This window comes from Streptomyces sp. NPDC057565 (genome assembly GCF_042801455.1).
GTDB lineage: Bacteria > Actinomycetota > Actinomycetes > Streptomycetales > Streptomycetaceae > Streptomyces > Streptomyces yanii.
Genome location: NZ_JBHVFU010000032.1, coordinates 57,394 through 80,751, shown reverse-complemented (window position 1 = coordinate 80,751; position 23,358 = coordinate 57,394). Strand labels below are relative to the sequence as shown.

Below are 23,358 nucleotides of genomic sequence, written 5' to 3'. Positions count from 1 at the left end.
GGGTGGCCGGGTCAGATCAGCGTGTTGTAGATGTTCCAGCCGGTGCCGATCCGGGTGCGCTTGCCGGTGAGGCCGCGCTTGCCTGTGGAGGAGTACGAACCTTCGTACGCCCAGAGGTTGCCGCTGGCGTCTCGGGCCACCAGCTCCTTGCCCTCGCCCCAGCCCAAGTCGTCGCCGAAGGCGAGGGCACGGTAGGTGCCGAAACCGACGCCGAACTTCTGCGGGGCCTTGAGCGGGGCGGCGACCACGCCGGTCGGGTTCGCCTCGTAGAGCCACAGCACACCGGCCGCGTCCTTCGCCACGATGCCGTTGGGGAAGGAGGTCAGGCTGGTGAACTTGTTCCAGCCGCCCCCGACCTTCACGCGGGTCTTGAAGGGCCTGGCTGGGTCGCCGGTGCCGCGGTAGAACCACAGGACGCCATCGCGGTCCCGGGCCAGCAGGTCGTTGACGCGGTCGGTACGTGAGTCGCCCATGCCGACGATGGCGGTGTACTGGCCCCAGCCGCTGCCAACGAGCTTGCGGGGCTTGAAGGGGGTCCCGGGCTGGCCGGTGCCCCGGTAGAACCAGAGCCGTCCGGCTTTGTCACGGGCGACCAGGTCGTGGCCCACTCCGGTGGAAGCGCTGCCCACGGCGGTTTTGCCGAGGCGGGTGATCGTGTTGTAGATCTCCCAGCCGCCCCCGACCTTGGTGCGCTTGCTGTAGGCGGTGGTGCCGTACTTGCCGTCGGACTCGTACTGCCACAGCGTACCGGCGGTGTCGCGGGCGTAGATGGTCGGGCGGGAGGTCGCACGCCCCTCGACGAAGTTGATCTGTGCGGGTGCCGCGGCCAGGGCGGTCCCGGCGGCGTCCGTGAGGTTGATGGTGCCCCCGAGGCCGTCGACCAGCATGGCCTTGGTGCTCACCAGGAGTTGCCAGGTGAGCGTCGTGCCCGCGTTCTTCGTGGTGGCGGTGGCCGTGGGCAGGCTGAGGTAGATGATGCCTTCGGTGTACTCGTCGTGGCCGGTGTCGAACGGGCACGACGTGTACGGGCCGCCGTTCAGAGAGCAAGTGGCGTTGAGCGCGGAGGCCACCTGCCGGGGCTCCCAGCCCGCTCCCGGAGTCCGGGTGAATACCAGCTGGGCCTTGACGTCGCCGGTGAAGCCCGCGGGCAGCGTGGCGGTGAAACGGACCTTCGACGCCGGGACGTCGCCGGTGGCGACGTTGGTGGGGCCGCCTTCCTGGACGACGGTCACCGGTGCGGGGTTCTCGGCGCCGGCCTTCGAAACCGGGGTGGTGGCGGTGTACGCGGTGGCTGTGGTCAGCGGAGCCGTGACGCTCGCGAGGACGGCTATGCCGGCGACGAACGCGAGTCGGGTACGGCGGGTGAGGTGGTGCGTGGTGTTCAAGGATCCCCCGGGGGCCTGTAGACGTATACGTGTTCGCATGTACGACACCTTGTGTACTGCGAGGGTTGTACGCCGTGACCGGATTTCACGATGGCCTGATTGAAGTGCGGGTCGTCGCAACGGGGTCGACCGCGGGCGGGGCGGCCAGGTCGACCGCCCCGGACTGCCCTACCGTTTGCCGCCAGCGCCCGCGGGGGGCCGATTCGGTGTCGAAGGTGTAGAACTTCCGGCGCTGCTGGAGGCGGTGCACGCCCCTGACGCCCCGGCCTGGCTGCGTGAGCTCCCAGCGGTGCAGGTTTTGCGCACGATATGGGTGCAGAACTACCACCGCGCCGTGACCGAGGCCGGGGCGGAGGTGAAGCGGCGGGAGAGCAAAAACCTCCCGCCCGGCAGACTGCGGCTGGCCTCCCCGTACGACACGGACGCACGCTACGGCCTCAAACAGGGCTCCTGGTGGACCGGCTACAAGATCCACATCAGTGAGTCCTGCGACGAAACTGATGACCAGGACGCGCCCACCGGCCAGGCGACGATCCCTGGAGCCGACGGACCGCCGCCACGCTTGATCACCAGCATCGCGACCACCGACGCCACAGTGACCGACGCGGAAATGACTGAACCGGTCCATCACATGCTCGCCGGCCGTGGTCTTCTGCCCGCCGAGCACTTCCTCGATTCCGGTTATGCCTCCGCCGAGTTGATCGTGGGGATGAAGAAGAACTTCGGGGTCACCCTGGTCACCCCGGTCCTGCTGAACAGCTCACCCCAGGCACGTGCCGGCGCCGGGTTCGACCGCACCGCGTTCACTATCGACTGGGAGATACGGCAGGCCACTTGCCCACGCGGGGACACCAGCACCTGGTGGAGCCCCGCGACCCAGCGCGGGACCAGGGCCATCGTCATCAAATTCGACAAGGAGACATGTCGCCCCTGCCCGGTGCGAGACCAGTGCACCCGCTCGAAGACCGGCGGCCGGACCCTCTCCCTGCAACCCCGCGAGCTGCAAGAAGTCCTCGACCATGCCCGCCTCCAGCAGTCCGACGAGCAGTGGCGAGCCAAGTACGGAACCCGCGCGGGCGTCGAGGGAACCATCCACCAGGCCGTCGCGGTCACCGGGATGAGACGTGCCCGCTACCTCGGCCTCCAGAAGACCCACCTGGAGCACGTCCTCTCCGCCGTTGCGCTCAACCTCATCCGCCTCGATGCCTGGTGGAACGGCCACCCGCTCGACCGCACCCGCGTCAGCCACCTTGCCCGCCTCGACCTCTCCCTCGCCGCGTGACCGAATAAGCCAGCAGGATCGTCACCAGCCGCAAACGAGGGGCGTCACGTCCGGCGACGTGCGGCGGGGTCACGCTCGGCGACATGACGGGCGACGGCATCGACTCCGGGACGGGCGTAGCGTTCCAGCGAACGGACGGAGGCACGGCGGGAGCGGGCCAGCAGCATCGGCGTGGACGTGCTGTCCTCCGCATGGTGTGTCAACGCACTGTGCCTGAGCCGGTGCAGCGTCCAGCCGTCCAGGTCCTCGATGTCCTCGGGTGAGGCGAGCGGGTTGGCCGACAGCCGGGGTGTTCTCCTCGAAGATCTCATCGGCCCGGCGGTAGGAGAGCCGGGCCCGGCCGGTCTCCGGGCACACATCCAATGTCGGCGTCCCGGCCGGGGCCTTGCGGTCGGTGAGGAACAGCGGGCCGCGGGTACGGCGGGCGATGAGTCGCGGCAGCAGCTGGGCGGTGCCGGACTGCCAGTGAATCCACTCCGTGGCCCCGCCCTTGGCGGTGATCTTTCCGCGCTCGTCCTGCGGGTACAGGTCTTCCACGTTCAGGCACAGGACCTCATCAGCCCGCGCCGCCGACTCGTAGAGCAACTTCCAGAACGTCTTCTCCCGCAGGGCGACGTCCAGGCGCCACAGGGCGGCGATCTCGTTCTCGGCCAGGGCCTTGGTGCGGTCCGGCGGTGCCGGCCGCCGCTCGATGCCGATCGTCGGGTCGCCGTCGATCCAGCCCTGGCGCTGCCACCAGCCGATCGCTTTGCGCGCGATGGACAGTTCCCGGTTGACGGTATCGGCGTCCATCTCGTCCGCCCGCGCCGCCGCCAGCTCGGCCAGCACTTCCGGCAGCGCCGGGTCGTCGATCGCGGCGACGGGGAAGACGGGCGGCTTCGCGCCCCGGCGGGCGGGTCCGGTCGGCGCCGGTTCGCCGGCAAGCATCCACCCCCACGTCGTCAGCGAGATCCGGTAGATCCGCGCGAAGGACTTCGCGATGCCCGCACCGGTGAGGTACCGCTCGACTGCCGCGGTGCACGACGCGGGCGGGGCGGACAGGGGCACCACCCGGGCGCACGGCAGCCGGAGCGCGCCCCCGCTTCCGAGTTCGGTCACCGGTTCGATCGCCACGCTGGCCCCGCCCTTCCGGCACTGCCGCAGCAAATGCGTACACCTCGCCTGCGGCGGCCGGGGAACCCGCCGCAGGTCGCGATGATCACGGTAGGGGCTCCGCCGCAGTAAATCCGGTATTTACTGCGGCAGTGTGGCCTGACCGATGATTTTTCCGCGCCGTGCTGGTCTGTACGCCAAATACCGACTCACGGGAGGCTGACGCCATGCGGAAACTGACCTTTGCCATGAACATGAGCCTGGACGGCTACATCGCCGCGCCCGGCGACGACCTCGGCTGGAGCGTGCCGAGCGACGAGCTGTTCCAGTGGTGGTCCGACCGGGTGGACGCGACGGGCCTGGCGCTGTACGGGCGCAAGCTGTGGGAGACGATGAGCTCCCACTGGCCGACCGCCGACAAGCAGCCGGATGCCACACCGGCGGCGATCGAGTACGCCGACCGCTGGCGGGACATGCCGAAGGTGGTGTTCTCCTCTACGACCAGCACGGTCGACTGGAACACCCGTCTGGTCACCGGCGACGCGGTCACCGAGATCACCAGGCTCAAGGCCGACGACGGCGGCCCCATGGACATCGGCGGTGCCACACTCGCCGCGGCGGCCATGCGGGCCGGGCTGATCGACGAGTACGCGATCGTCACCCATCCGGTCCTGGTGGGCGGCGGCACGCCGTTCTTCACAGCCCTGGACAACTGGGTGAACCTGACCCTGGTGGAGACCCGGACGTTTCCCGACGGCGTGGTCCTGACCAGGTACGAGACCAAGCGCTGAGCGCTCGACATCGGATCGGCGCGGGCTTCGGGCGCCCAAGGATCTCGCGGCGCTGTGTTCCGACGCGATCGTGATACCCCTGCCGGATCACAGGCCGTGCATGTAAGGGATCCCCAACCAGACACCGGTCAGCTCGTGCTGAGCGGGGGTCTGCTGGTCATGTTGAGTTTCACCTCGCCATAGGGCCGGACGTGGGACCAGAACAACGGGGTCAGGCCGCGCCGGTCCGCGGGCGTGAGGAGGTCCGCCCACTCCGGTTCGCCGAGGATGCCCTGGAGCATCAGGGTGTTCACAAAGACCAGGGCCGATTGCAGGATGCGCAGGCACAGGACGAACATCTCCTGCTCGTCGCGCCGGTTCGAGGCGATCTCCCCGCCCTTGCCGTAGGCGATTACGGAGTTCGCGCCGTTGGAGGACTCCATCACGTTCAGGCCCTCCTCGATCTCCCGCTGAAGGTCCCGAAGTCGCAGGTAGCGGGCCAAAGCGGAGCTCCAGCAGTTCTTCGACTACGCCGACGATCAGGTGGCCGCCGCCCGGGCCTCGGACCGCAAGGGCTGGCTGACCACCATGCGTGATGCGGCGGCCCTGAAGGCCACCTATGCCTGGGGATTGCGCCGTCGCGAAGTGATCAAACTGGAGCTGTCCGACTTCGGCTGCAACCCGCACGCACCCGAGTTCGGCGACCTGGGCGTCATCTACGTCCGCTGGGGCAAGGCGTCCAAAGGCTCTGCCCCCAAGCGCCGCAGCGTCCTGACCGTCTTTCCCTGGTCGGTGAAGGTCATACAGCAGTGGCACGACGGCTATCGGGACCTGTTCGAAACGGCCGCGGGCAGCACCGCCTTGCGGCCGAGTGAGCGCTCTCAGCAGCTGGACATGGGCGCCCTGAGTGACCGCTTCGCCGCCTACCGGGACGCGCTCGGCCTGCCCGCAGAGCTCAGCCTGCACTGCCTACGCCACTCCTACGTGACGCACTTGATCGAGGCCGGCTACGACCCGTTGCTCGTCCAGCAGCAGGTCGGGCACTCCTACGCCTCCACGACCTCGCTCTACACCTCGGTGTCCTCCGACCTCCGCACCCGCACCCTGCACCGGGTACGCGACGGGACGATCGGCAGGGCGCTTGGCGCCACCGGCAAGGAGGGCATCTGATGGTCCGGCGGCTGAGCTACCACTGGCACCTGCGGCGGATCATGGCCGCTCACAACATCTGGAAGACAACCGAGCTGATCCCGCTCCTACGCGACCGCGGCATCAACCTGTCCACCGCCCAGGTCTACCGTCTGGCCACCGACCAGCCCGAGCGGCTGTCGCTGCCAGTGCCCGCCGCGCTCTGCGACATCCTCGACTGCTCACCCGGGGATCTGATCGAGCCCTATGTCGAGGCGGACCGGCGCAAGCGTACGGCTGACGAGGCGACGGTGATCGACCTCAAGACGAACTTGCAACCCGAGCGGGCCCGGATCCTGGAGGACTGACAGTGCCCCGCCCGCGCAAGTACACCTCTGATCCTGGCCGTTGGCCCGCCTGCGTCCGCTGCGGTGACAGCTACCCCAAGCCGACTCGCTGGCCGGAGGGCCTCGTCTGCCGCTACTGCGTCCGAGCCGCACGCACCCGGCAGGGCACCTGCGCGCACTGCGGCCACCAGGGCATCCTCCCCGGCGTCGACCCGGACGGCCGGTTCCTCTGCGCCCAGTGCAGCGACGTCCCTGTGGACGTCCACTGCAAACGCTGCGGCGACGAAGCCATGACCACCGACCCAGGCAATCTGCTGGCGCTGCCTGCTCGCCGTCAGGGTCAGCACCCTCCTCGCGGGCCCAGACGGTGCCATACCCGAGCCCTTGCAGCCCTTGGCCCAGGCCATCATCGACATGCCTCGCCCTAACACCGGATGCACCTGGATCAACCAGAACCCGCGCGTCCGCGAACTGCTGCGCGGCCTGGCCGACGACCATCGCCCTCAGCCACGAGGCTCTGGACGGCCTGCCAGCGTCACGGACGGTCGAGTACCTGCGGGGCTTGCTCGTCACCCACCGCTGCCTGCCACCACGCGACGAGCACCTCGCATCGTTCGACCGCTGGCTCACCCCCAAACTCGACGCGATCAACGACCCCGACCAGCGCCGCCTCATCGAACGCTACAGCCGCTGGCACCTGAAGCGGCGACTACGGGACCAGGCCCGCACCGCACCAGTGACCGCCGGCGCCTTCGTCCGAGCAAAGCAGCACCTCACCGTCGCCACCCAGTTCCTGCACTGGCTCGGGAACCGAGGCCGCCGACTGGACGAGTGCACCCAACACGACATCGACGCATGGTTCGGCAACGGCACCACCACCCGCCAGCACGCCAACAACTTCCTCTACTGGGCCATCCGGCAACGTCTCGTCCGCAACATCACCCTCCCCCTGCCGACAAGCCGCACCAGCCCCCTGGCCAGCGAAGACGAGCACTTGAACACCCTGCGGGCGCTCCTGCTCCACGACACCCTGCCCGCCGCCCACCGGGCCATCGGACTGATGCTCGTCCTCTTCGACCAGCCCCTCTCCCGCATCGTCCAACTCCGCACCGATCAACTACGTGATGGTCCCGACGGGCTCCAAGTCAGCTTCGGCTCCGACCGGTTGTACGTGCCAGAACCAGCGACAGCCGTGATCCGCGTTCACCTCACGGCCCGACCGGGGCTCAACACACCTGCGAACCCCACCTCCCAACTGCTGTTTCCCGGCTTCATGCCGGGCCACCCGATGCACGTCCACGCCGTCGCGAACATCCTCCGCGCGATCGACATCCGGCCCCTGGCCGCCCGGTCGCGCGCCTGGCTGCAGATGATCCGCGAGGCCCCGCCCTCCGTCCTCGCGAACGCCCTGGGCATCAGCGCCACCACCGCGATGCGCTACGCGGAACGAGCCGGCACCGACTACCTCGCCTACGCGTCGATCGCGAAGCGGTAGACCGTGGACTGCCTGACCTGGAAGCCGAGACGCTCATACAGCCGGTTCGCCGCCGCTCGATCCGGTCGGGAAGTGAGATCAACCGTCCGGGCACCCGCTTCCCGGGCGAGCCGCAGGGCCTCCTGGGTGAGAAGGCCCGCGACTCCCTGACCTCGTGCTGCGCTGTCCACGACCACATCTTCGATGCGGGCCCGCAAGCCGGACGGCAAGGGCAACAGCACCAGCGTCAGGGTGCCGACGATCGAGTCAGGAGTGCGGGCAACGAGCACGGTGTTGGCATCACAAGTCACCATCCGGTCGAGCGCCTCGTAGTCCAGGGGCTTGGCGGTCGAAGACAACTGCGGAAGCAACCTGCCGAAGGCGTCGACGAGCTCCTGACTCGCCGCCCGGATGATCTCTACACGGATGTCCATACTAGGAACCTATCCGTCGACCGACACTGCATAGTCACTCCAGCGGGATGGGTCGCTGCCGACCACTCACCCCCAACGAATAGCCGTCCTTACCACCAAGTCTTCAGACGGGTCCGGTCACCGACGCTCCGTCAGCCGCCCACCAGGGCCGACGTCGGCTTAGCGCACGATCTGACATGGATGTTCCTCAACCCCGGTGAGGAAGTTTCCGGCCGGTCGCCGCTTGCGACTGGTGTTCAGACGAGCGCCCGTGCGGGAGCGGGCAGGTAGGGGGTGATGTTGCGCCAGGCGCGCTCGATGTATTCCTCCTTCTCTCCGACCGGGGCGACATAGTGCAGTGCACCGTCGGCGGCCTCCTTGCCCTCAAGGCGGGCGATGATCCAGGCGGCGAGGTAGTGCGAGGCCAGGCATCCGCCGGCGGTGGCGATGTTGTCCTTGGCGTAGAAGGGCTGGTTGAGTACCTCGACGCCAGCGGCGATGACCCAGGGCTTGGTGGTCAGGTCGGTGCAGGCGGGGATGTCGTTGAGCAGGCCGAGCTTGGCCAGCACGAGCGCGCCGGAGCACTGTGCCGCGATGAGCTGATGCGAGGGGTCCAGGTTGCGCAGGATGTTCATGATCGCCGGGTCTTCGACGACCTCGCGGGTGGCGATGCCACTGCCGACGATCACGGCGTCAGCGGCGCACGCCTCCTCAAGAGTGGACATCTGCTCGATGACCACCCCGTTCATCGACGTCACCTTGGGGCTGGGGGTGGCGATGGTGACGCGCCAGTCGTCGGTTTTGATGCGGTTGAGCACACCGAGCGCGATCAGGGAGTCGAGTTCGTTGTAGCCCTCGAAGGTGAGGATGGCGATGTGCACGGCGGCTGTCCTTCCGGGTGGGTGGGTCTTGACGGTAAGGAGCCGCGAACAGGACAGTCAAAGAATTGTCATGCATACAATCCGGTGCATGCCAGCCTCACGGTACAAAACACTGGTCGACGTGTTCGCCGCCGACATCCGGACCGGGCGGCTCGCCGTGGGTGCGCGGCTGCCGACACACCGCGGGCTCGCCGCCCGTGAGGGCATCGCCGTGGTGACCGCGACCCGGGTGTACGCCGAGCTGGAAACGATGGGTCTGGTGAGCCGGGAACAGGGCCGCGGCACGTTCGTGCGTGATATCGCGGTTCCCGCCGGCCACGGCATCGACCAACAGGCCGTCGCCACCGACGCGGTCGACCTCAACTTCAACTATCCGTCGCTGCCCGGACAGGCCGATCTCCTCCGGCAGGCCCTGCGCGAGGTGGCCACCTCCGGCGATCTCGACTCGCTGCTGCGCTACCAACCCCATCGAGGGCGCCCCCAGGACAGAGCCTCGATCGCACGGCACCTGAGGCGCCGGGGAATCACCACCGATGCGGACCGGATTCTCATCGCCAGCGGTGCGCAGCACGGCCTGGCCATCACCGTCATGGCCGCGCTCAACGCCGGCGACGTCGTCGCGGTCGACGCACTCACCTACCCGGGTTTCAAGGTGCTCGCGCACGCCTTCCATCTCGACCTGGAGCCCATACCCGCAACCGCCGACGGACCGGATCTCGATGCCCTCGAAAAGCTGTGCGCGACCCGCCCTGTGCGCGCGATCTACACCATGCCCACCTTGCACAACCCTCTGGGCTGGGTCATGCCAGCAACCGATCGAACCCGCCTGATCAAGATCGCTCGACAGCACGGCCCGCTCATCATCGAAGACGCCTCCTACGCCTACCTGGTCGAGAACCCACCACCACCTCTGGCCGCAACCGCGCCGGACATCACCGTCTACGTCTCGGGACTGTCCAAGAGCGTCGCCACCGGCCTGCGGGTCGGCTTCGTCGTCGCCCCGCTGTCTGTGGTGCCGTCGCTCGAACGCGCGATTCGGGTGACCACCTGGAACACCCCGGCCCTCACCACCGCGATCGCCTGCCGCTGGCTCGACGACGGCACGGTGGACCACTTGGAGGCGCAGAAACGAGACGACGCGAAGGCACGCCAAGCACTCGCCGGACAAGAGCTGGCAGGGCTCCCACTCATCAGCCACCCCTCGTCCTACTTCACCTGGCTGCCGCTGCCCGACGACGCACGCGCCGATCGTCTGACCGCGACCCTCGCCCGTCAGCACATCTCGGTATCCATGGCCGAGCCGTTCACCACCTCGGTCCACACACCGCAGGCGATCCGCCTCGCCCTGGGCTCAACCGATCTGGACAGCCTCCGGTTGACGCTGCGTACAGTACGACGAGTCGCCGTCGAGGACGCCTACGCTTGAACGCCCCTCGATCAGCCGATTCCTGCCCGCACCGGCGTCTGCCCACGAAAGGTCGTCGGCGCTGGAGGCCTGCGGAAACCTCGTGGCTTCCGTAGGGCCCGGTGCAGCCCGAATCGAAAGTTGTCAATCGCCGCAGCCGCGCTCACCCCGGAGCGGCAACGCCCTGACCGCACACGGGCGCTGCACGTGCAGCACGGTCGTACAGTGGCAGCAGCGCCTCCGATTGCCCCTACTACCGTTGGGCGGCGACAGCGGTGGTTCCGACGGCTGCCGACTCCCGTGCAGCAGCACGCCGTGCACAGTCGAGCAGCATGTCCAGGTTCGTGTTCTCGTGACGCGCCAGCTCATGGACGGCTTTCAGGGCTTCCCACGCGGCAACCCGCGCCAGCGTGTTCTCGAAGTCGCCCAGCTCCAGTGTCAAGTAGTGCGGAAAGCCGAAGTTGTAGGTGCAGGCCAGCTTCGCCTTGTTCTCCCGGGCATGGGCCCGTCGCGCGCCGTCGATCCAGGCGCTGGCCTCTTCCGGCCCGAGAGCGTTAACGACGATAGACAGGAAAGGCGCGGCATGTTCAACACTCGCCGGCCAGCCGTCGGCATCGTCAGACAGACTGTAGTGACCCACCGCGTGGGCCAGCCGGGAGCTTTTTCGGAGATCCTCATCAACTGCCGCAGCAGCAGGCGCCCGCTCGCCCGTGGGGCCGTGACCAGCACCAAGTCACGGTCGGCTGCGCCTTCCGGATCTGTTCCGCACGTCCAGAGGTGTATGCGAACTTCGCCCACGGGCCTGTCGAAGAGGTGCTGGCCGGTGTCGCGGCCCCGCTCGAGAGGAGTTCCTGAGCGTAGGGTCCCTCAGTCCATGACGGTGGCAGAGGCAACGGCATCGCTCAACGGCATTCCGTTGCCGCTGCAGGAGTTCTCCGCGCCGTTCAGGACGGGGCTGACCCAACGCTACGCGTGGGGAATCTGGGGCGGCATCGCGGCGCTGGCTCCCGGCCAGTACGTACTGGAGATCAAGGCCAGGGCCACGGACGGCTTCTGGGTCGACACGACCTACCACCTGGAGTCAAAGGCCTCCTGACCAGGACTGCTCTGTGAGTGGTCCGGCCGGGCAGGGAGCGGTGGTCGGGCGCTGAGCTCTGGCCGTGGGGTGATGGCCCTGGACAGGACTGTCGGCGCCCGCCTCCGCCCCTGAGCGCCGAAACGGGGCTGTTGCCTGTGGGGAATCAGCGTGCTGACCAGATGGACGATGCCGACGAGGTGAAGAGCCCTTTTGGGCCGCGTCGGCGGCGCGTGCCTCCGAGGAGAGTCCGCCCGGGGGCACGGAACTGCCCTCAGCTGCCGCCGGATACCACCAGGGCCACATGGGCGACGAGCGCATGCGGGCCGCGCGGTTCCCTAATTCCAGGACTCTTCGGTCCGACATCTCACAAGCCGTTCGCGGCGCCAGCGCGCCTCACGGGCCTCGGTCTTGCCCAGAACTCGCTGGCTCAGGGCTGGCAAGAGGTCACCATGAAACGGGCTCGCACCATCAACTCCAACGAGTGGCAGTTCAGTCCGGTGGTGGTGACCGTGACGACGCCGGGCGTCACCGCTCTACCTAGGAGGCCTCGCAGGCCGGGGTCCAGGAAGGCGTCACAGTCCCGCGCTCGAACAGTCCGGCAAAGCTGTGAGGAGCTCAGCCGAAGCTGTTACAGAGGAATGAGGACTTGTAGTCATCAAGGACCGAGGGGCGGTTCTGCTACTGCCCGGTGAACAACTCCTCCGGCGTCGCGACGTCGGCGAACTGCTTGACGGTTCGCCAGGACATCCCGAGCTGCTGCTGGACCGAACGTCGGCTGTGTCCCGCCTTCAGCAGGGCGTGGACGGCAGCCAGCCGGGCATCGGCCTGGCCAGCCAGGGCGAGACCGACTGCGGCCAGGGTGGAATGCAGTCGCTCGGTCCGATGGCCATACCTGCGGGTCAGGCCGGATATCTGCTCCACGAAGGTCCGGCGCGTGCACATGGTGTTCCCGCACCGGAACCGCCGAACCCGTAACTGGAGTACGACGCTTCGTCCGGCGCTCGGCGCGTCAGCGGGAAACCGCAGGTAGGAACTGTGAACCCGGGTCGACCAGACCTCGCACGCCGGGCAGGCGGCGCTGACCGTGGTGCATTGCGCGTCAACACGCACTATCTCGATGTCCACGTCCACCGACAGCACCTCGATGTCTGCGATCGACGGGAACAACAGCTCTTTCAACCGGAGTGCAGCCTCTCTCGACTTTCGACGTTCTGATGGGTCCGTGGGTTATGCGGCGGTGGTGCTGAGGCTGGCGGCGGTCCATGCCTGCTGGACGGCACGGATTTCCTGATCGGTGGGCTGACCTGGGCGGTTGGGCAGAAATCGGGCGGCGATGATCGTGCGGCGGAGCTTTGCCACCATGTCGGACAGCGACGGGTCGGTCTTGGTGGTGTACCAGGGCGCGCGTTCGCGGTGGTCGGCGGCGTCGCTGGGGTGGTGGCCGTGCAGTGCGTACCAGACGACGGTGATCGTGTAGCAGTACAGGCCGAACGGGACGGTGCGCTCGACCGCGTGGCGGGTGCGATTGTGGGCCTGGCCTGTCCCGAGCAGGTCGCGGGCCTCGGCGAAGGTGACCTCGATCGACCATCGCCACGCGTAGCGGGTGACCAGCGCGGGAGCGGGGCTGATCAGGTCGGTGGTGACCAGCGCCAGGTCGTAGCCGGTGTCCGTGTCGTCGTCGCGCAGCCAGATCACGCGAACCGTTTGGGTGTGGAAGGAGCCGTACCACAGGCAAGTGACCTCGGCCAGGCGCACGGTCTCGATGCGCTGGTAGCGCGTGACCTGGAAGGACGTGAAGGTGAGGGTGGCGGCCAGTTCCCCGGGAGTGCCCAGGCGGGTGCCCTTGAGCGCGGGGCGGCCGCGTTTGCCGGTGCGCGGTGGGGCCAGGTGGTACAGCACAGCGCCGGCGGGTAGCTGGGTGGTGAAGGTGCAGGTGGCGGGGAGGTTCCGGAGTGCTTGCCGTGGTAGGCGGCGTCCGCGACGACGTGGATGCGCCGGTCCCAGTGGCAGGCGGCCAGGAGGCGGAGCATGGACGCGGCGATGTCGACCTTGCTCCGCTCCTGCTTCGGGCGCCACAGCCGGGCCATCACCGGCAGGCACACTGGCCTGGCCAGGAAGGGCAGTTCGATGACCAGGCCGATGGCGACGAAGCAGGTCCCGCAGCCGACCGGGGTGGGGCCCGTGGCCGCGCCGTCGTGCTGCCAGGCCGCACCGAACACCTTCTTCCCGCGCCGCTTGAACAGCGTGTCGTCCACCGCGACCGTCAGCACCGCACCGGCGGGCAGCAGGTGGCGCACGATCAGGTGGGACAGGGAGATGCCCAGGATGTCCGGGCTCCACGGGGCGCGGAAGAAGGAGGCGTGGGCGCGGTCGTGGGACCAAGTGCGCGTCAACCCGGCGCCGGTGAGTATCCCGGTCACCGTGCACCGCCAGGTCTGCGCGATCAGACCAGTGACCAGCGCCGTGAAGGTTCGGAACGTCGGTGCGGTGAAGTTGCCCCGTACCAACTCCAGTACGGCGAACAGCGAAGCGGGTGCAGTCGGCATCGCAGGTATCCCTCCCCGGGCGCGGTCGCCACACCCCCGATGCTGCCGCGGCCCCGCCCACCACGGGCCCGAACACTCGGTGCCTCACCCGTCAAGGTGATCGCCGTCCGGATCCCGCGCCCCGGGTGCGGCCTACCGGCGCGACCAGGACAACCGACGCCGCGGCTGCTCGGGGAAGGCAATGGCGCAGTGGAAGCCGTCGTCACCGACGGCGCGCCGCAATGTCCGCGCCACCGCCTCGGGATCGTCATAGGGGCCGTTGACGTAGAAGGGCTTGCCATCGCGGCCGAAGCGGATCGGGCAGGGGCCGGCGGGCTCACCGAGGACAGCGGCGGCGGCCTCGAAGTCCGCCTCGGGATCGAACCCGAGGTCGCGAGCGTAGGCGGCGGCACCGAACACCAGGGCGCGGGCAAGCGCGGCAGGAACCGGCACATGTCCCTCGAAGGCGCTGAAGTAGACCGCCCGGTGCCCGCTCAGTTGCCTCTCGCCCATCGGCTCCGGAGCATGCGCGTTCTTCACCCCCAGACACCACACATCCAGTAGGAACCCGGCGACCTGCGCCTTTGCGGAGCGCGTACTGTCCGCGGCGACGAGCACGGCGACAAGGCCACGCACCTCCTCGGTGTCAGAAGCCCCAGGGTCCAAGGCCGCCCACTGCGGCGCACCCTCAAGATCCACGCTGCGGCTCCAGCCCGCGTTCACCCAGCAACGCGGCTCGTCACGCGCCAACGCCGAGACCTGCACGGCACCGTTGAGCACCCCGACAACATCCCTGACGCTCACCCCCAACGTCCTGGCAATCGCCTTCGCCGACCGACCCTGCTGGTCCAGTTGCCGTACCTGCTCTACAAGCCGCTCATCCACAGCCTCACCCTACGACCCCCGCCAAGACCGCAGGACCCAAACGCCAACAGCCACACTCGCCAGAGTGACCCCGCGAAAACGTCGAAAGTCGAGGCCTCTTCCACGGACCGGAATTTCCGCCCAACGGGCGCGGCGGCAGCTGATTTTCGGGCGACTTCCGATGCTGCCCTGAGTCCCCGGTCATCACTCAGAGTGGTCGCTGAATGGAAGTTGTGCCAGAACCGATTCTCGTGGACGAAGCCAGTTCAAGATCGTCGAGCCCGCGCAGGCTCGATGGCGGGCCGTCAACGGACCTCAATTCGTCGCCCTGGTGAGGGCCGGAGCCCGCTTCGAACGCGGCGAGCTCCTCGAGCGCCCCGAGAACCTCGCGGCATAAGGCCAGGCCACCATGACCGACTACGACACCAGCACACACACCGCGAGTGAACTGGTCCACCTCGTCACCGGCCACCTTGATGTGGTCTTCACCGAGCGCGAAAGTGACTACCGGGGCGTCTACCACCTCGCCCGGGGCGCTTACGGACGCATCGAGATCCAGCCGAACTCCATTTCCGGCGATGACAGCCAGGACGACCTCTACACCCCGGAACACCCGGAGGTCCAGGTTCTCTTGCTCACCAACACTCCGGTCCCAGAGCCCACCCTGCACACCCGCCTGGGCGCCGTCCAAGGTCTCGCGCACCTGAGCCGCACATCTCGGTGAGCCGCTACTGACCCACAACTCTTGACAGTTACTCGGTTTCCCTGGCTTGGAGGGCAGGCGTGATTGCCGGGGTCCGGCAACGTACCGCTACGTGAGCTGGATGGTTGCGACCCTGTGATTCCTCGTGGAAGCGACAGTACGGTCCATTCGCGAGTGACGGAGACACGAACGGGCTCCCCAGCGAACGAGAGAGTGAGCTGCGCATATGATCCTTCCGCCCCAGAATCAGCCCCAGCCGCCGGGGCAGCCGCCCTCCTACGGGCCGCCTGCCTGGCCCGGGCCGCAGATGGTCCCGTCGTCGCCGGTCAGCGGGTTCGCCATCGCGTCGCTGGTCGTCTCTCTCATCTGTCTGGCGCCCCTGGGGCTGGTCTTCGGGATCATTGCGCTGGTCCGGATATCCCGCCGTGGCGAGCGTGGCAGGGGGCTCGCGGTGGCCGGCATCGCCGTCTCCGGATTGGTGCTGGTTCTCGCTCTCTTGATGATGGTCGGGGCGCTGCGTTTTTCGGTCTGGTCGAGTAACTCACCGGGCGGGCCGGTCAGGGATGGCAGTGGGATGAGCGTCTTCGCTCTGGAGACGGGGGACTGTTTCACCCCGGGCACTGAACTGTCGCAGGACAACCAGGGATCGCTCAGGAACGGTACGGCGGAGCGGCTGTCCTGTGAGGAGCCGCACCGTGGCGAGATCTATGGCAGCTTCGAGCTGACCGGCCAGGGAGCGTTTCCCGGTACGGAAGAGGTCATGAAGACCTCTCGCGATCGGTGCGGGGCGCTTCTCCTGGACTATGCGATGGACTTCACGGCTCACGGCCGGTTGCAGACGTACTTCTACTACCCGGACCACGGCGGATGGGAGCGTGGTGGGCGCACCGTCCTGTGCTGGGCCGGTAAACCGCAAGGGGATCTGGAGGAGTCGATACGGAAGGACGAGAGCGATTTCGAACCGGCCCAGTACGCGTACATCTCGGCGTTCCGGCCACTGTTGGAAGCACAGCTTCAGGCCCCTCAGCAGGGGCCCGACAAGGACCTGGCCACAGCAAGTCGATGGGCCGGGCAGATGGCCGCAGCGTACGCGGAGGCTGCCCGGATGCTCGGGGAAGCCCGAGGCGGGCTGCCAGGCGATGTTCGGGGGCCGGCGGGGGAGATCGTGGTGATCTTCGAGGCGGCCGTTCCATATTGGGAGCAGGCCGCGCGGGCCGCGGACACCAGCGCGTTCCTGGCGGCAATCAAGCAAGCGGAAGGGGACAACGAGGTGACCGTGGGACTGGACGCCGAGATTCGGGCGGGCGTGGGGCTTCCCGTTCCCGAGAACGCGGCGGCCGACAGGGGAGAGGGAGTCTGAGTCGGGAGCGGCCGGGGCATGCTGGACAGGGTGGCTGTTCTCGCGGCGGGGCGAGTTGGGCCTGGCGGGACCAACGACCATTCCTTTCCTTGCGGCAGGCAATCACACCGTACGTGGCTGCTGACAGGTACGTGGGCGTCACGCACGCAAGCGTCATCGCCATACCCGTCCAGTTCAGGTTGCGGTACTGGAGCATGCGGATGACCCAAGCGCCCGGACCGCCCGGGAGGGGCATGAGCGGTTTTGGGGCGAAGCTGGAACGCCGTTCCTCCCGCGGCATTGAGCGGATCAGCTGCAGGAGTTCACGGCGTTCGCGCAGAGCGAGGACCCCGGTGCCGGCTCGGGAGGGAAGTCGGCACCGAGGTCGGACGCTCAGGAGTTCACGCGGTAGCCGTCGACAGTGATGCTCGTGACGGTCGCCCCCAACGGATCAGCGAAGTAGTCGGGGTCGGCCAGCGCGATCGTGATCGGCGTGATCCGCTGCGATCGGTACCGAAGGCCGTCCACCGCTCCGGCAGCCAGCTGCGCTCCAGTGGCCACCACGGACGTCTCACCGAGGGTGATCCGGTACTTTGTGTCCGCCTTGAACGTGCCGGCCACGGTGACCCTGGCCGCGTTCCAACCGCTGTTGCCATCCTGGCCGGCCAGCCACCCGGTCACGGAGGACGCATCGCGGCCGCCGTTGATGGGTGAGAGGCGGCTGGTCAGAGAACCGGCGGCGATCGAGAAGTGCCGGTCCGTGCTGACGGCGGTGCCGGCCGGCCGCACGAGCGGCGCACCGTCCGTGTACACCTTGATGACCGGCAGGTCGGCATCGGTCGGCTGAGCCGGCAGGGTGATCACCAGGTCGTTGCCGTCCATCCGGTACGGCAGTCGGTCAGCCGTGCCGTCCACCGTGACGTCGAGGATGGTGCTGGCCATACCGGGCAGCCTGATGTCGCCACCGCCGTTCGGCCAGCTGCTCACGCCGAGGTAGACCGCGTTGCCCTTGATCGTGCTGTCGCCCCAGGACATCCGGCCGTAGAGCGTCGGCCGGGCACCCTCGACGGCGTTGGGGTGGCGTGCATTCCAGGCGCCGATTCCGGCCATCACACCGGCCTGGAAGTCGTCGATCGCACCGTTGCCCTGCGGTCCGACGTTCAACAGGTAGTTGCCGCCGCCCGATGTCACGGTGAACAGGGACCTGACCTGCTGAGTGGTCTTGGACTTCTTGGAGGCGTCGGAGCGATCGGCGCTCGGCCAGGAGCAGTATCCCCAGCACTTCGGGAAGATCGAGTAGGCAGACTGCCACGGCGCCTGCAGCTGCTTGGTCGGCACCGAGTTGTCGCCGCCGACCTCGAAGTCGCCCTTGTTGTTCCAGACCCGGGAGTTGACCATGGTCTGTGGCTGCAACTGGTGCACCGTCGCCGCCATCTCCGCGCTCTGCGCGGCGGTCGGCTTGCCCATGTCGAACCACAGTTCGTCGAGCTGCCCGTACTTCGTCAGCAACTCGGTCAGCTGCGACTTGATGTACGGCATCATCGAGTCGGGAATCGGGTTGAGGTTCTGGTACGGCTCGGGGGTCTGCAACGTCCAGTCGATGATGGAGAAGTACAGGCCGAAGCCCATGCCCTGAGCGCGACAGGCGGTGCTCAGCTCCTTGATCGGATCACGGCCGAACGGTGTCTGAGCGACGACGTTGTAGTCGGTGGTCGCGGTGTCCCACATGGCGAAGCCGTCGTGGTGCTTCGACGTGAGCACCAAGTACTTGGCACCCGCCGCCTTGGCGGTGGCGCACCACTGGGCAGCGTCGAACTTGTCGGCGGTGAACTGGTGCGCGCCGGCCAGGTAGTCGGAGGTCGGGATGTTCATCCACGCCTTGATCTGCTCCGGGTAGCCGATGGTCTGCTGCGCCCCGTTGTAGTAGCCACCGTAGGAGGAGAACATGCCCCAGTGCACGAACATGCCGAACTGGAGCTTCTCCCAGTTCGCGGTGTTCGTGTCGGTGCTCAGCGGGATCGCTGCGGGGTAGGCATCGATGGGCTTGGGGGCCGGATCGGCCTGGGCCGGGCTGCCAGCGGCCAGAGCACAACCGGCCACGAGGGCGGCTGTCGCGAACGCCGCCTTTAAACTTCTGGTCAATCTGGTGACTTGGGGGTGCATCGTCACTGTCCTTCCGCTGCTTCAGCAGCCGTGTGCGAGTGGGATCTCCTGGCATCCGACTGAGCACTCAAACATCGGTTCTATGGATCTTGAGGCTGCCTAATGAAGCCTGTCAAGGGAGCTTGCAGCGAGAGAGGGCTGAAGTCATCGGAGGTATGCCGTCGACAGGCCGCATTGGACGGGGCGAGCCCCAGCGTCCGGGCCACCAGCCGCCTCGGAAGATCGAGCCGATACCGGGGGAGAGGAAAGCCAGGTCGGCCGCCATGACCGGACCGGCGGGATGATCGGCGCGCTCTCGCGTCAGATCCGCGACCGACGCGATCCTCAGCGGCACCGAGAAGATCACCAAAAGGGCCTGGTGAACGCCCCCCTTGATGTCATCGCGCAGATGTCCGTGGCGGGGGTTGCCCGTTGACCAGCCGAACCTGGACGGGATCCGAGCTGGTCCCGCTGCCCTTCCGGATCAGGCCCATCGCCGACGACGGCCGCGACAAGTTCGTCGAACGTCTCGCTGAGGCCAACTGCATCAAGGCCGACTACCTGCGCAAGGTTCTCCGGGAGCCGCCCGATCAGCGGGGCCTTGTCCAATGGGAGCGTCTCGCCGCTGTCACTGGGCGCGATCCATCCGAACTCAGCGACTTCCTGGGGCACTCACGTTGCAGGGGCTGCGGCATCATCCTGCCGTTACACAACAAAGCCTCCGTCCGGCGGACTTGCTCGGCTGCCTGCCGGACGAAGGCCTACCGTCAGCGGCTCCTCTCACCCGACGACGGCGACCCGCAAACGCATTGCGTGTTCGACTGCGCCGGCTGCGGTCGGAATGTCTTCGTTCCCGCACAGGGACACCGCCGCCGCTACTGTTCCCGCACCTGCCGCGAACAGGTCCGTGAACAGCGTCAAGGCGAACTCGGCGGTCTTCCGGATGGTGAAGACCAAGGCGGGTATCTATCCCACCGTGATCGCCAGGCGCTGCGGGCTGACCCCCAGTCGGGTCGGCGAAGTAATCGCAGGGCAGCGCCAGTTGCAGCACATGGACGTGATCGAGCGCATCGCTGACGGCTTGCGCATCCCAGGGCACATGCTCGGGCTTGCCCGCCGAGCGTGGGAGACGCCTCAGGCCCTCGTGGTTGCCGAGCGAGAGGCACCGCCAGTGCCGGAGCCCGAGCAGCAGACGCCCCCCGTCTTTGCCGGGGCCTGACGTGGACAGCATCTTGGCCCTGGCCACCCGAACGACCCTGAGCCGGTCTGGCGCCGGGGTTTACGGAGCGGGCGTGTAGTTGCTGACCGCGTGAAAAGTGCCGAGTCCGCGTTTGAATGGGTCGAACTGCTCGGTGACGTACAAGCCATGGTTCACCATCAGGATGTCGCTCATCTGCGCCTGCTTCCCCGCGTGGCTCTCGACATAGGGGAGGAGCTGCGCGATGCCAGTACCAGGATCGCCGAGGTCGTCCGTTACGACTTGCGGCACGGTGCCGCTCTGTCGACGACCCTTGAGACCTACTTGGGTAACCGCTGTTCAGCTGCCGATACCGCGCACGAGCTGTATAGCCACCGCAACACGCTGCGGCAGAGGCCGGCGCGGATCGAGGTCGCCGTGTGCCGGGACGGCTGTTCGGGGAGCAGTGGGCAACTTCACGACAGACATCTAGTGGACTAGACCACCTGGAGGTAGTGTGGCGCGCGTCCTGGACGAGGTCCTGCTGAAGGGAGCACGTGGAGTGCCCGCGGTCCTGCCCGCCGTGCGCAGGAACCGCGCCCGTGGTCGTCATCGGTGCATGACGTGCCCGACTCGCCTCAGCACAGCCTGGCCCGGCCCTGCGGTCCGACACCGGCGCCTGCTGAAGCCGGCAGGCCGAACGCCCTGACAGCGAGGCGAGTTCGTGCAGTAGCCCTTCATCGAAAATGGTCTAGATCAACTGGAGGAGTTTCATGAGAAGGCGCATACCGCCCTTCGTCGTGATCGCCATGGCAAGCTGTGTGACGCTCGGGGTGCTCACGTCCGGAGCCGGCGCACAGGCCGCGGAACCCACGAAGGCGCGGGGTGCGGCCCCGGCGGGCACCCGCCCCTTGCCGCTCGTTTCCCCGACTCCGCAGTCCATGTCCCGTTCGGGCGACGATGTGACCGTCACCGGACGGGTCCTCGTGGTCGCGGACGCACGCACGGATGCGGTTGCCCGCGACCGCCTCGTTCGCGAGCTCAAGCAGCACGGCGCCGCGCGTGTCGACAGCGTTTCCCCCGGCAGCGTCCCGCAGGCATCCGACGGGCTGCTCACCGTCAGACTGGGATCCGCCGATCGTCCCGACATTGCGAAGAGGCTGGGCGACACCCCTGTCCCCGGCCACGCCGAGGGATACGCCCTGCGGGTCGTAGGGCGGCAGTCGCATCCGGAGATCGCCCTCGGGGGCACGGACGCCGCGGGCCAGTTCTACGCCGTGCAGACCCTGCGCCAACTCTTCCAGCACGTTGATGGCCACTGGAAGGTGGCGGGCGCTCAAGTCAGCGACTTCCCGTCGATGCCACTGCGTGGCACCATCGAGGGCTTCTACGGACCACCGTGGACGGCGGCCGAGCGTCTGGACCACATGGACTTCCTCGGTGAGATGAAGTCCAACACCTACGTCTACGCGCCGAAGGACGACCCGTACCACCGGGACAAGTGGCGCGAGCCCTACCCGCCGGCCAAGCTCGCCGAACTGCGCGAACTGATCGACCGAGCACGGGCCGACCACGTACGTTTCACCTTCGCTGTCTCACCCGGTGCCTCAATTTGCTACTCCGACCCCGCCGACACCAAGGCGCTCACCGACAAGATGCGGGCGTTGTTCGACGCGGGCGTGCAGTCCTTCTCGATCCCGCTGGACGACATCAGCTACACACGCTGGAACTGCCCCGGCGACGGTGAGAAGTTCGGCGCTCCGGGCCGCGGCACGGCGGCCCGCGCCCAGGTGAGCCTGCTGAACACGGTGCAGCGCGACTTCATCGCCGAGCGTCCCGGCGCCAACCCCCTGCAGATGGTCCCCACGGAGTACGGCGACCTGACCGACACCGCGTACAAGCAGACGATCCGTGCCACGCTCGACCCCGCGGTGCAGGTGATGTGGACCGGGACGGACGTGGTTCCGCGGGAGATCACGAACGCGCAGGCGTCCAAGGCCGCCGAACTCTTCGGCCGCAAGGTTTTCGTGTGGGACAACTACCCGGTCAACGACTTCGGCCGGACCGCGGGGCGACTGCTGCTGGCGCCCTACGACAAGCGTGAGCCCGGTCTGTCAGACCATCTCAGCGGCATTGTCTCCAACCCGATGAACCAGGAGGCCGCCAGCAAGCTCGCGGTCTTCACAATGTCGGACTTCTCGTGGAACGACCGGGGCTATGACCGGGCCCGCTCCGGACGCCAGGCCGCCCTCCACCTCGCGGCGGGGGACCAGCGCACGGCCGACGCGGTGCAGGTGTTCGTCGACCTCAACCACGCCGCCCCGACCTTCGGCTCCGAGCTGTGGCAGCCCCAGGCGCCGGTGTTCGGCGCGGAGTTGGAGAGCTTCTGGCATGAGTACGGAACCGATGCGCGGGCCGCGATCAGCGGATTCCGCCCGTCCGTGCGCGCGGTGACGCTGGCGCCGGCCGCCATTCGGGAGGGCGTGCCGGACAAGCTGTTCCTTTCCGACGCCTCCCGCTGGCTGGACGCCACGCAACTGTGGGGACAAGCGATGGAGCACGGACTGAACGCCCTCGCCGCGATCGATGCCGGGAACGCGGCCGAGGCGGCCAAGGAGCGCAAGTCCATGGTTTCCCTTGCCGCCGCCGCCTCGCAGGTCACGGTCGACCCGGCGGAGCACCACCAGCTCGGCCCGGTAAAGATCGGCGATCCCTTCATCGAGGACTTCGTCACGCGCGTGGAGAACCTCCACGACGAGTCGATGGGACTGCCTCCCCTGCGTGAACTCGCCCGCGGGAAGACGGCGACCCAGATCTCCGACTACGACTGGGGAGGGACCTTCCCCTTCAGCGCCGACAAGGCTGTCGACGGTGACCGCTTCAACTTCTCCACCACCAGCGGCCGTGAAGCGCAGCCGTGGTGGCAAGTCGACCTCGGAACGAGCGCCGATCTCGAGAAGATCAAGATCTACAACCGGACGGACTGCTGCGCGGACCGGACGAAGGACTACTACGTCCTGGTGTCCGACCAGCCCTTCTCCGGAACGCTCCCGGAACAGCTCGGCACGCCCGGCGTCTGGAGCCACCACGAGACCGGCCAGGCCGCAGGCCCCACCACCATCGAGACCAACACCCGGGGCCGTTACGTTCGGGTGTGGCTCGCGTCCAAGACCCCGGTGGAACTCAACATGGCCGAGGTCGAGGTCCTCGGCCGCGTGAAGTAGGGCTGACACCGCCGTCCCACGCACCGCCCGGACCGTACGCGGCCGCCCCTGAGCCGGGCGGCCGCGCGCCGGACCGGGGTCGGCCGGAATACGCACCCCTGGCCCTTCAGGTACCTACTAGGTACCATT

23 protein-coding genes and 2 pseudogenes are annotated in these 23,358 nt (G+C 67.7%); 12 read left to right on the top strand and 13 right to left on the bottom strand.

Annotated features, from left to right (window positions below; genetic code table 11):
- Positions 1 to 11: 11 nt before the first annotated feature.
- Positions 12 to 1,385 (bottom strand): hypothetical protein, encoded by a 1,374-nt coding sequence (locus ACFU8W_RS35110; protein WP_384046131.1) that lies wholly within the window; start codon positions 1,383 to 1,385, stop codon positions 12 to 14.
- A gap of 298 nt (positions 1,386 to 1,683) precedes the next feature.
- Between ACFU8W_RS35110 and ACFU8W_RS35105 the strand changes: the two genes are divergently transcribed.
- Positions 1,684 to 2,667, top strand: coding sequence for a transposase (locus ACFU8W_RS35105; protein WP_384046129.1), 984 nt, complete (start codon positions 1,684 to 1,686; stop codon positions 2,665 to 2,667).
- A gap of 69 nt (positions 2,668 to 2,736) precedes the next feature.
- On the opposite strand, the gene ACFU8W_RS35100 is transcribed toward ACFU8W_RS35105, so the two are convergent.
- On the bottom strand, positions 2,737 to 3,780 hold the full coding sequence (locus tag ACFU8W_RS35100) for a tyrosine-type recombinase/integrase (protein WP_384046126.1): 1,044 nt from the start codon (positions 3,778 to 3,780) through the stop codon (positions 2,737 to 2,739).
- Positions 3,781 to 3,986: 206 nt separating this feature from the next.
- On the opposite strand from ACFU8W_RS35100, the gene ACFU8W_RS35095 reads away from it, so the two are divergent.
- Entirely contained in the window at positions 3,987 to 4,550 is a 564-nt protein-coding gene (locus ACFU8W_RS35095; RefSeq protein WP_384046123.1) for a dihydrofolate reductase family protein, read from the top strand.
- Between the two features lie 128 nt (positions 4,551 to 4,678).
- Here the strand turns inward: ACFU8W_RS35095 and ACFU8W_RS35090 are convergent, their stop codons facing one another.
- On the bottom strand, positions 4,679 to 5,032 hold the full coding sequence (locus tag ACFU8W_RS35090) for a Tn3 family transposase (protein WP_384046120.1): 354 nt from the start codon (positions 5,030 to 5,032) through the stop codon (positions 4,679 to 4,681).
- A gap of 40 nt (positions 5,033 to 5,072) precedes the next feature.
- Between ACFU8W_RS35090 and ACFU8W_RS35085 the strand changes: the two genes are divergently transcribed.
- The 3 genes from ACFU8W_RS35085 (at position 5,073) to ACFU8W_RS35075 (ending at position 7,499) form a co-directional block, all read left to right on the top strand.
- Positions 5,073 to 5,699, top strand: coding sequence for a tyrosine-type recombinase/integrase (locus tag ACFU8W_RS35085; protein WP_384046117.1), 627 nt, complete (start codon positions 5,073 to 5,075; stop codon positions 5,697 to 5,699).
- Entirely contained in the window at positions 5,699 to 6,025 is a 327-nt protein-coding gene (locus tag ACFU8W_RS35080; protein ID WP_384046113.1) for a helix-turn-helix domain-containing protein, read from the top strand. The genes ACFU8W_RS35085 and ACFU8W_RS35080 overlap by 1 nt, the downstream gene beginning before the upstream one ends.
- 541 nt (positions 6,026 to 6,566) lie before the next feature.
- Positions 6,567 to 7,499: a hypothetical protein gene (locus tag ACFU8W_RS35075; RefSeq protein ID WP_384046108.1), complete on the top strand. Its 933-nt coding sequence runs from the start codon at positions 6,567 to 6,569 to the stop codon at positions 7,497 to 7,499.
- On the opposite strand, the gene ACFU8W_RS35070 is transcribed toward ACFU8W_RS35075, so the two are convergent.
- Positions 7,475 to 7,912 (bottom strand): GNAT family N-acetyltransferase, encoded by a 438-nt coding sequence (locus tag ACFU8W_RS35070; RefSeq protein ID WP_384046103.1) that lies wholly within the window; start codon positions 7,910 to 7,912, stop codon positions 7,475 to 7,477. The two genes, ACFU8W_RS35075 and ACFU8W_RS35070, sit on opposite strands and share 25 nt — an antisense overlap.
- Before the next feature lie 236 nt (positions 7,913 to 8,148).
- Complete coding sequence (locus ACFU8W_RS35065; protein WP_384046099.1) at positions 8,149 to 8,772, bottom strand: DJ-1/PfpI family protein; 624 nt, start codon at positions 8,770 to 8,772, stop codon at positions 8,149 to 8,151.
- Between the two features lie 88 nt (positions 8,773 to 8,860).
- On the opposite strand from ACFU8W_RS35065, the gene ACFU8W_RS35060 reads away from it, so the two are divergent.
- Positions 8,861 to 10,198 carry a PLP-dependent aminotransferase family protein gene (locus tag ACFU8W_RS35060; RefSeq protein WP_384046096.1) on the top strand — a complete coding sequence of 446 codons (1,338 nt, stop codon included), beginning with the start codon at positions 8,861 to 8,863 and terminating at the stop codon, positions 10,196 to 10,198.
- A 232-nt stretch (positions 10,199 to 10,430) separates the two neighbouring features.
- Here the strand turns inward: ACFU8W_RS35060 and ACFU8W_RS35055 are convergent, their stop codons facing one another.
- Positions 10,431 to 10,817: a hypothetical protein gene (locus ACFU8W_RS35055; RefSeq protein WP_384046094.1), complete on the bottom strand. Its 387-nt coding sequence runs from the start codon at positions 10,815 to 10,817 to the stop codon at positions 10,431 to 10,433.
- A gap of 234 nt (positions 10,818 to 11,051) precedes the next feature.
- Here ACFU8W_RS35055 and ACFU8W_RS35050 point away from each other — a divergent pair, with 234 nt between their 5' ends.
- A complete protein-coding gene (locus tag ACFU8W_RS35050) occupies positions 11,052 to 11,273 on the top strand; it encodes a hypothetical protein (protein ID WP_384046091.1) in 222 nt (73 codons plus the stop codon).
- Positions 11,274 to 11,933: 660 nt separating this feature from the next.
- Here the strand turns inward: ACFU8W_RS35050 and ACFU8W_RS35045 are convergent.
- From ACFU8W_RS35045 to ACFU8W_RS35025, 5 genes and pseudogenes are all read right to left on the bottom strand, one after another.
- Positions 11,934 to 12,197 carry a hypothetical protein gene (locus ACFU8W_RS35045; protein ID WP_384046178.1) on the bottom strand — a complete coding sequence of 88 codons (264 nt, stop codon included), beginning with the start codon at positions 12,195 to 12,197 and terminating at the stop codon, positions 11,934 to 11,936.
- Between the two features lie 21 nt (positions 12,198 to 12,218).
- Positions 12,219 to 12,365 (bottom strand): annotated as a pseudogene (locus ACFU8W_RS35040) (hypothetical protein); the annotation flags it as partial.
- Positions 12,366 to 12,482: 117 nt separating this feature from the next.
- Entirely contained in the window at positions 12,483 to 12,950 is a 468-nt protein-coding gene (locus ACFU8W_RS35035; protein WP_384046088.1) for a hypothetical protein, read from the bottom strand.
- Complete coding sequence (locus tag ACFU8W_RS35030; RefSeq protein ID WP_384046085.1) at positions 12,947 to 13,801, bottom strand: transposase; 855 nt, start codon at positions 13,799 to 13,801, stop codon at positions 12,947 to 12,949. Before ACFU8W_RS35030 ends, ACFU8W_RS35035 begins: the two co-directional genes overlap by 4 nt.
- A gap of 132 nt (positions 13,802 to 13,933) precedes the next feature.
- On the bottom strand, positions 13,934 to 14,665 hold the full coding sequence (locus ACFU8W_RS35025; protein WP_384046083.1) for a hypothetical protein: 732 nt from the start codon (positions 14,663 to 14,665) through the stop codon (positions 13,934 to 13,936).
- Positions 14,666 to 15,053: 388 nt separating this feature from the next.
- Here ACFU8W_RS35025 and ACFU8W_RS35020 point away from each other — a divergent pair, with 388 nt between their 5' ends.
- Positions 15,054 to 15,368: a hypothetical protein gene (locus ACFU8W_RS35020; protein WP_384046080.1), complete on the top strand. Its 315-nt coding sequence runs from the start codon at positions 15,054 to 15,056 to the stop codon at positions 15,366 to 15,368.
- A gap of 205 nt (positions 15,369 to 15,573) precedes the next feature.
- Positions 15,574 to 16,707 (top strand): DUF4190 domain-containing protein, encoded by a 1,134-nt coding sequence (locus ACFU8W_RS35015; protein WP_384046077.1) that lies wholly within the window; start codon positions 15,574 to 15,576, stop codon positions 16,705 to 16,707.
- A 372-nt stretch (positions 16,708 to 17,079) separates the two neighbouring features.
- Here ACFU8W_RS35015 and ACFU8W_RS35010 read toward each other — a convergent pair whose 3' ends face one another.
- Positions 17,080 to 18,849, bottom strand: coding sequence for an alpha-L-fucosidase (locus ACFU8W_RS35010; RefSeq protein WP_384046074.1), 1,770 nt, complete (start codon positions 18,847 to 18,849; stop codon positions 17,080 to 17,082).
- A gap of 913 nt (positions 18,850 to 19,762) precedes the next feature.
- Here ACFU8W_RS35010 and ACFU8W_RS35005 point away from each other — a divergent pair.
- Positions 19,763 to 20,090: pseudogene (locus ACFU8W_RS35005) on the top strand (helix-turn-helix domain-containing protein); the annotation flags it as partial.
- A gap of 17 nt (positions 20,091 to 20,107) precedes the next feature.
- On the opposite strand, the gene ACFU8W_RS35000 reads toward ACFU8W_RS35005, so the two are convergent.
- A complete protein-coding gene (locus ACFU8W_RS35000) occupies positions 20,108 to 20,317 on the bottom strand; it encodes a hypothetical protein (RefSeq protein WP_384046175.1) in 210 nt (69 codons plus the stop codon).
- Here ACFU8W_RS35000 and ACFU8W_RS34995 point away from each other — a divergent pair.
- Positions 20,240 to 20,506 (top strand): helix-turn-helix domain-containing protein, encoded by a 267-nt coding sequence (locus tag ACFU8W_RS34995; RefSeq protein WP_384046167.1) that lies wholly within the window; start codon positions 20,240 to 20,242, stop codon positions 20,504 to 20,506. The genes ACFU8W_RS35000 and ACFU8W_RS34995 overlap by 78 nt on opposite strands.
- A 272-nt stretch (positions 20,507 to 20,778) precedes the next feature.
- Positions 20,779 to 23,229, top strand: a complete 2,451-nt coding sequence (locus tag ACFU8W_RS34990) for a beta-N-acetylglucosaminidase domain-containing protein (protein ID WP_384046071.1) — start codon at positions 20,779 to 20,781, stop codon at positions 23,227 to 23,229.
- Positions 23,230 to 23,358 lie beyond the last annotated feature (129 nt).

Excerpts from the sequence above, each read along its gene's own strand:
- ACFU8W_RS35070 (WP_384046103.1), bottom strand. The coding sequence starts at position 7,912 with ATGGACATCCGTGTAGAGATCATCCGGGCGGCGAGTCAGGAGCTCGTC.
- ACFU8W_RS35080 (WP_384046113.1), top strand. The coding sequence starts at position 5,699 with ATGGTCCGGCGGCTGAGCTACCACTGGCACCTGCGGCGGATCATGGCC.
- ACFU8W_RS35060 (WP_384046096.1), top strand. The coding sequence starts at position 8,861 with ATGCCAGCCTCACGGTACAAAACACTGGTCGACGTGTTCGCCGCCGAC.
- ACFU8W_RS35050 (WP_384046091.1), top strand. The coding sequence starts at position 11,052 with ATGACGGTGGCAGAGGCAACGGCATCGCTCAACGGCATTCCGTTGCCG.
- ACFU8W_RS35030 (WP_384046085.1), bottom strand. The coding sequence starts at position 13,801 with ATGCCGACTGCACCCGCTTCGCTGTTCGCCGTACTGGAGTTGGTACGG.
- ACFU8W_RS34990 (WP_384046071.1), top strand. The coding sequence starts at position 20,779 with ATGAGAAGGCGCATACCGCCCTTCGTCGTGATCGCCATGGCAAGCTGT.
- ACFU8W_RS35010 (WP_384046074.1), bottom strand. The coding sequence starts at position 18,849 with ATGCACCCCCAAGTCACCAGATTGACCAGAAGTTTAAAGGCGGCGTTC.
- ACFU8W_RS35020 (WP_384046080.1), top strand. The coding sequence starts at position 15,054 with ATGACCGACTACGACACCAGCACACACACCGCGAGTGAACTGGTCCAC.
- ACFU8W_RS35015 (WP_384046077.1), top strand. The coding sequence starts at position 15,574 with ATGATCCTTCCGCCCCAGAATCAGCCCCAGCCGCCGGGGCAGCCGCCC.
- ACFU8W_RS35045 (WP_384046178.1), bottom strand. The coding sequence starts at position 12,197 with ATGTGCACGCGCCGGACCTTCGTGGAGCAGATATCCGGCCTGACCCGC.
- ACFU8W_RS35095 (WP_384046123.1), top strand. The coding sequence starts at position 3,987 with ATGCGGAAACTGACCTTTGCCATGAACATGAGCCTGGACGGCTACATC.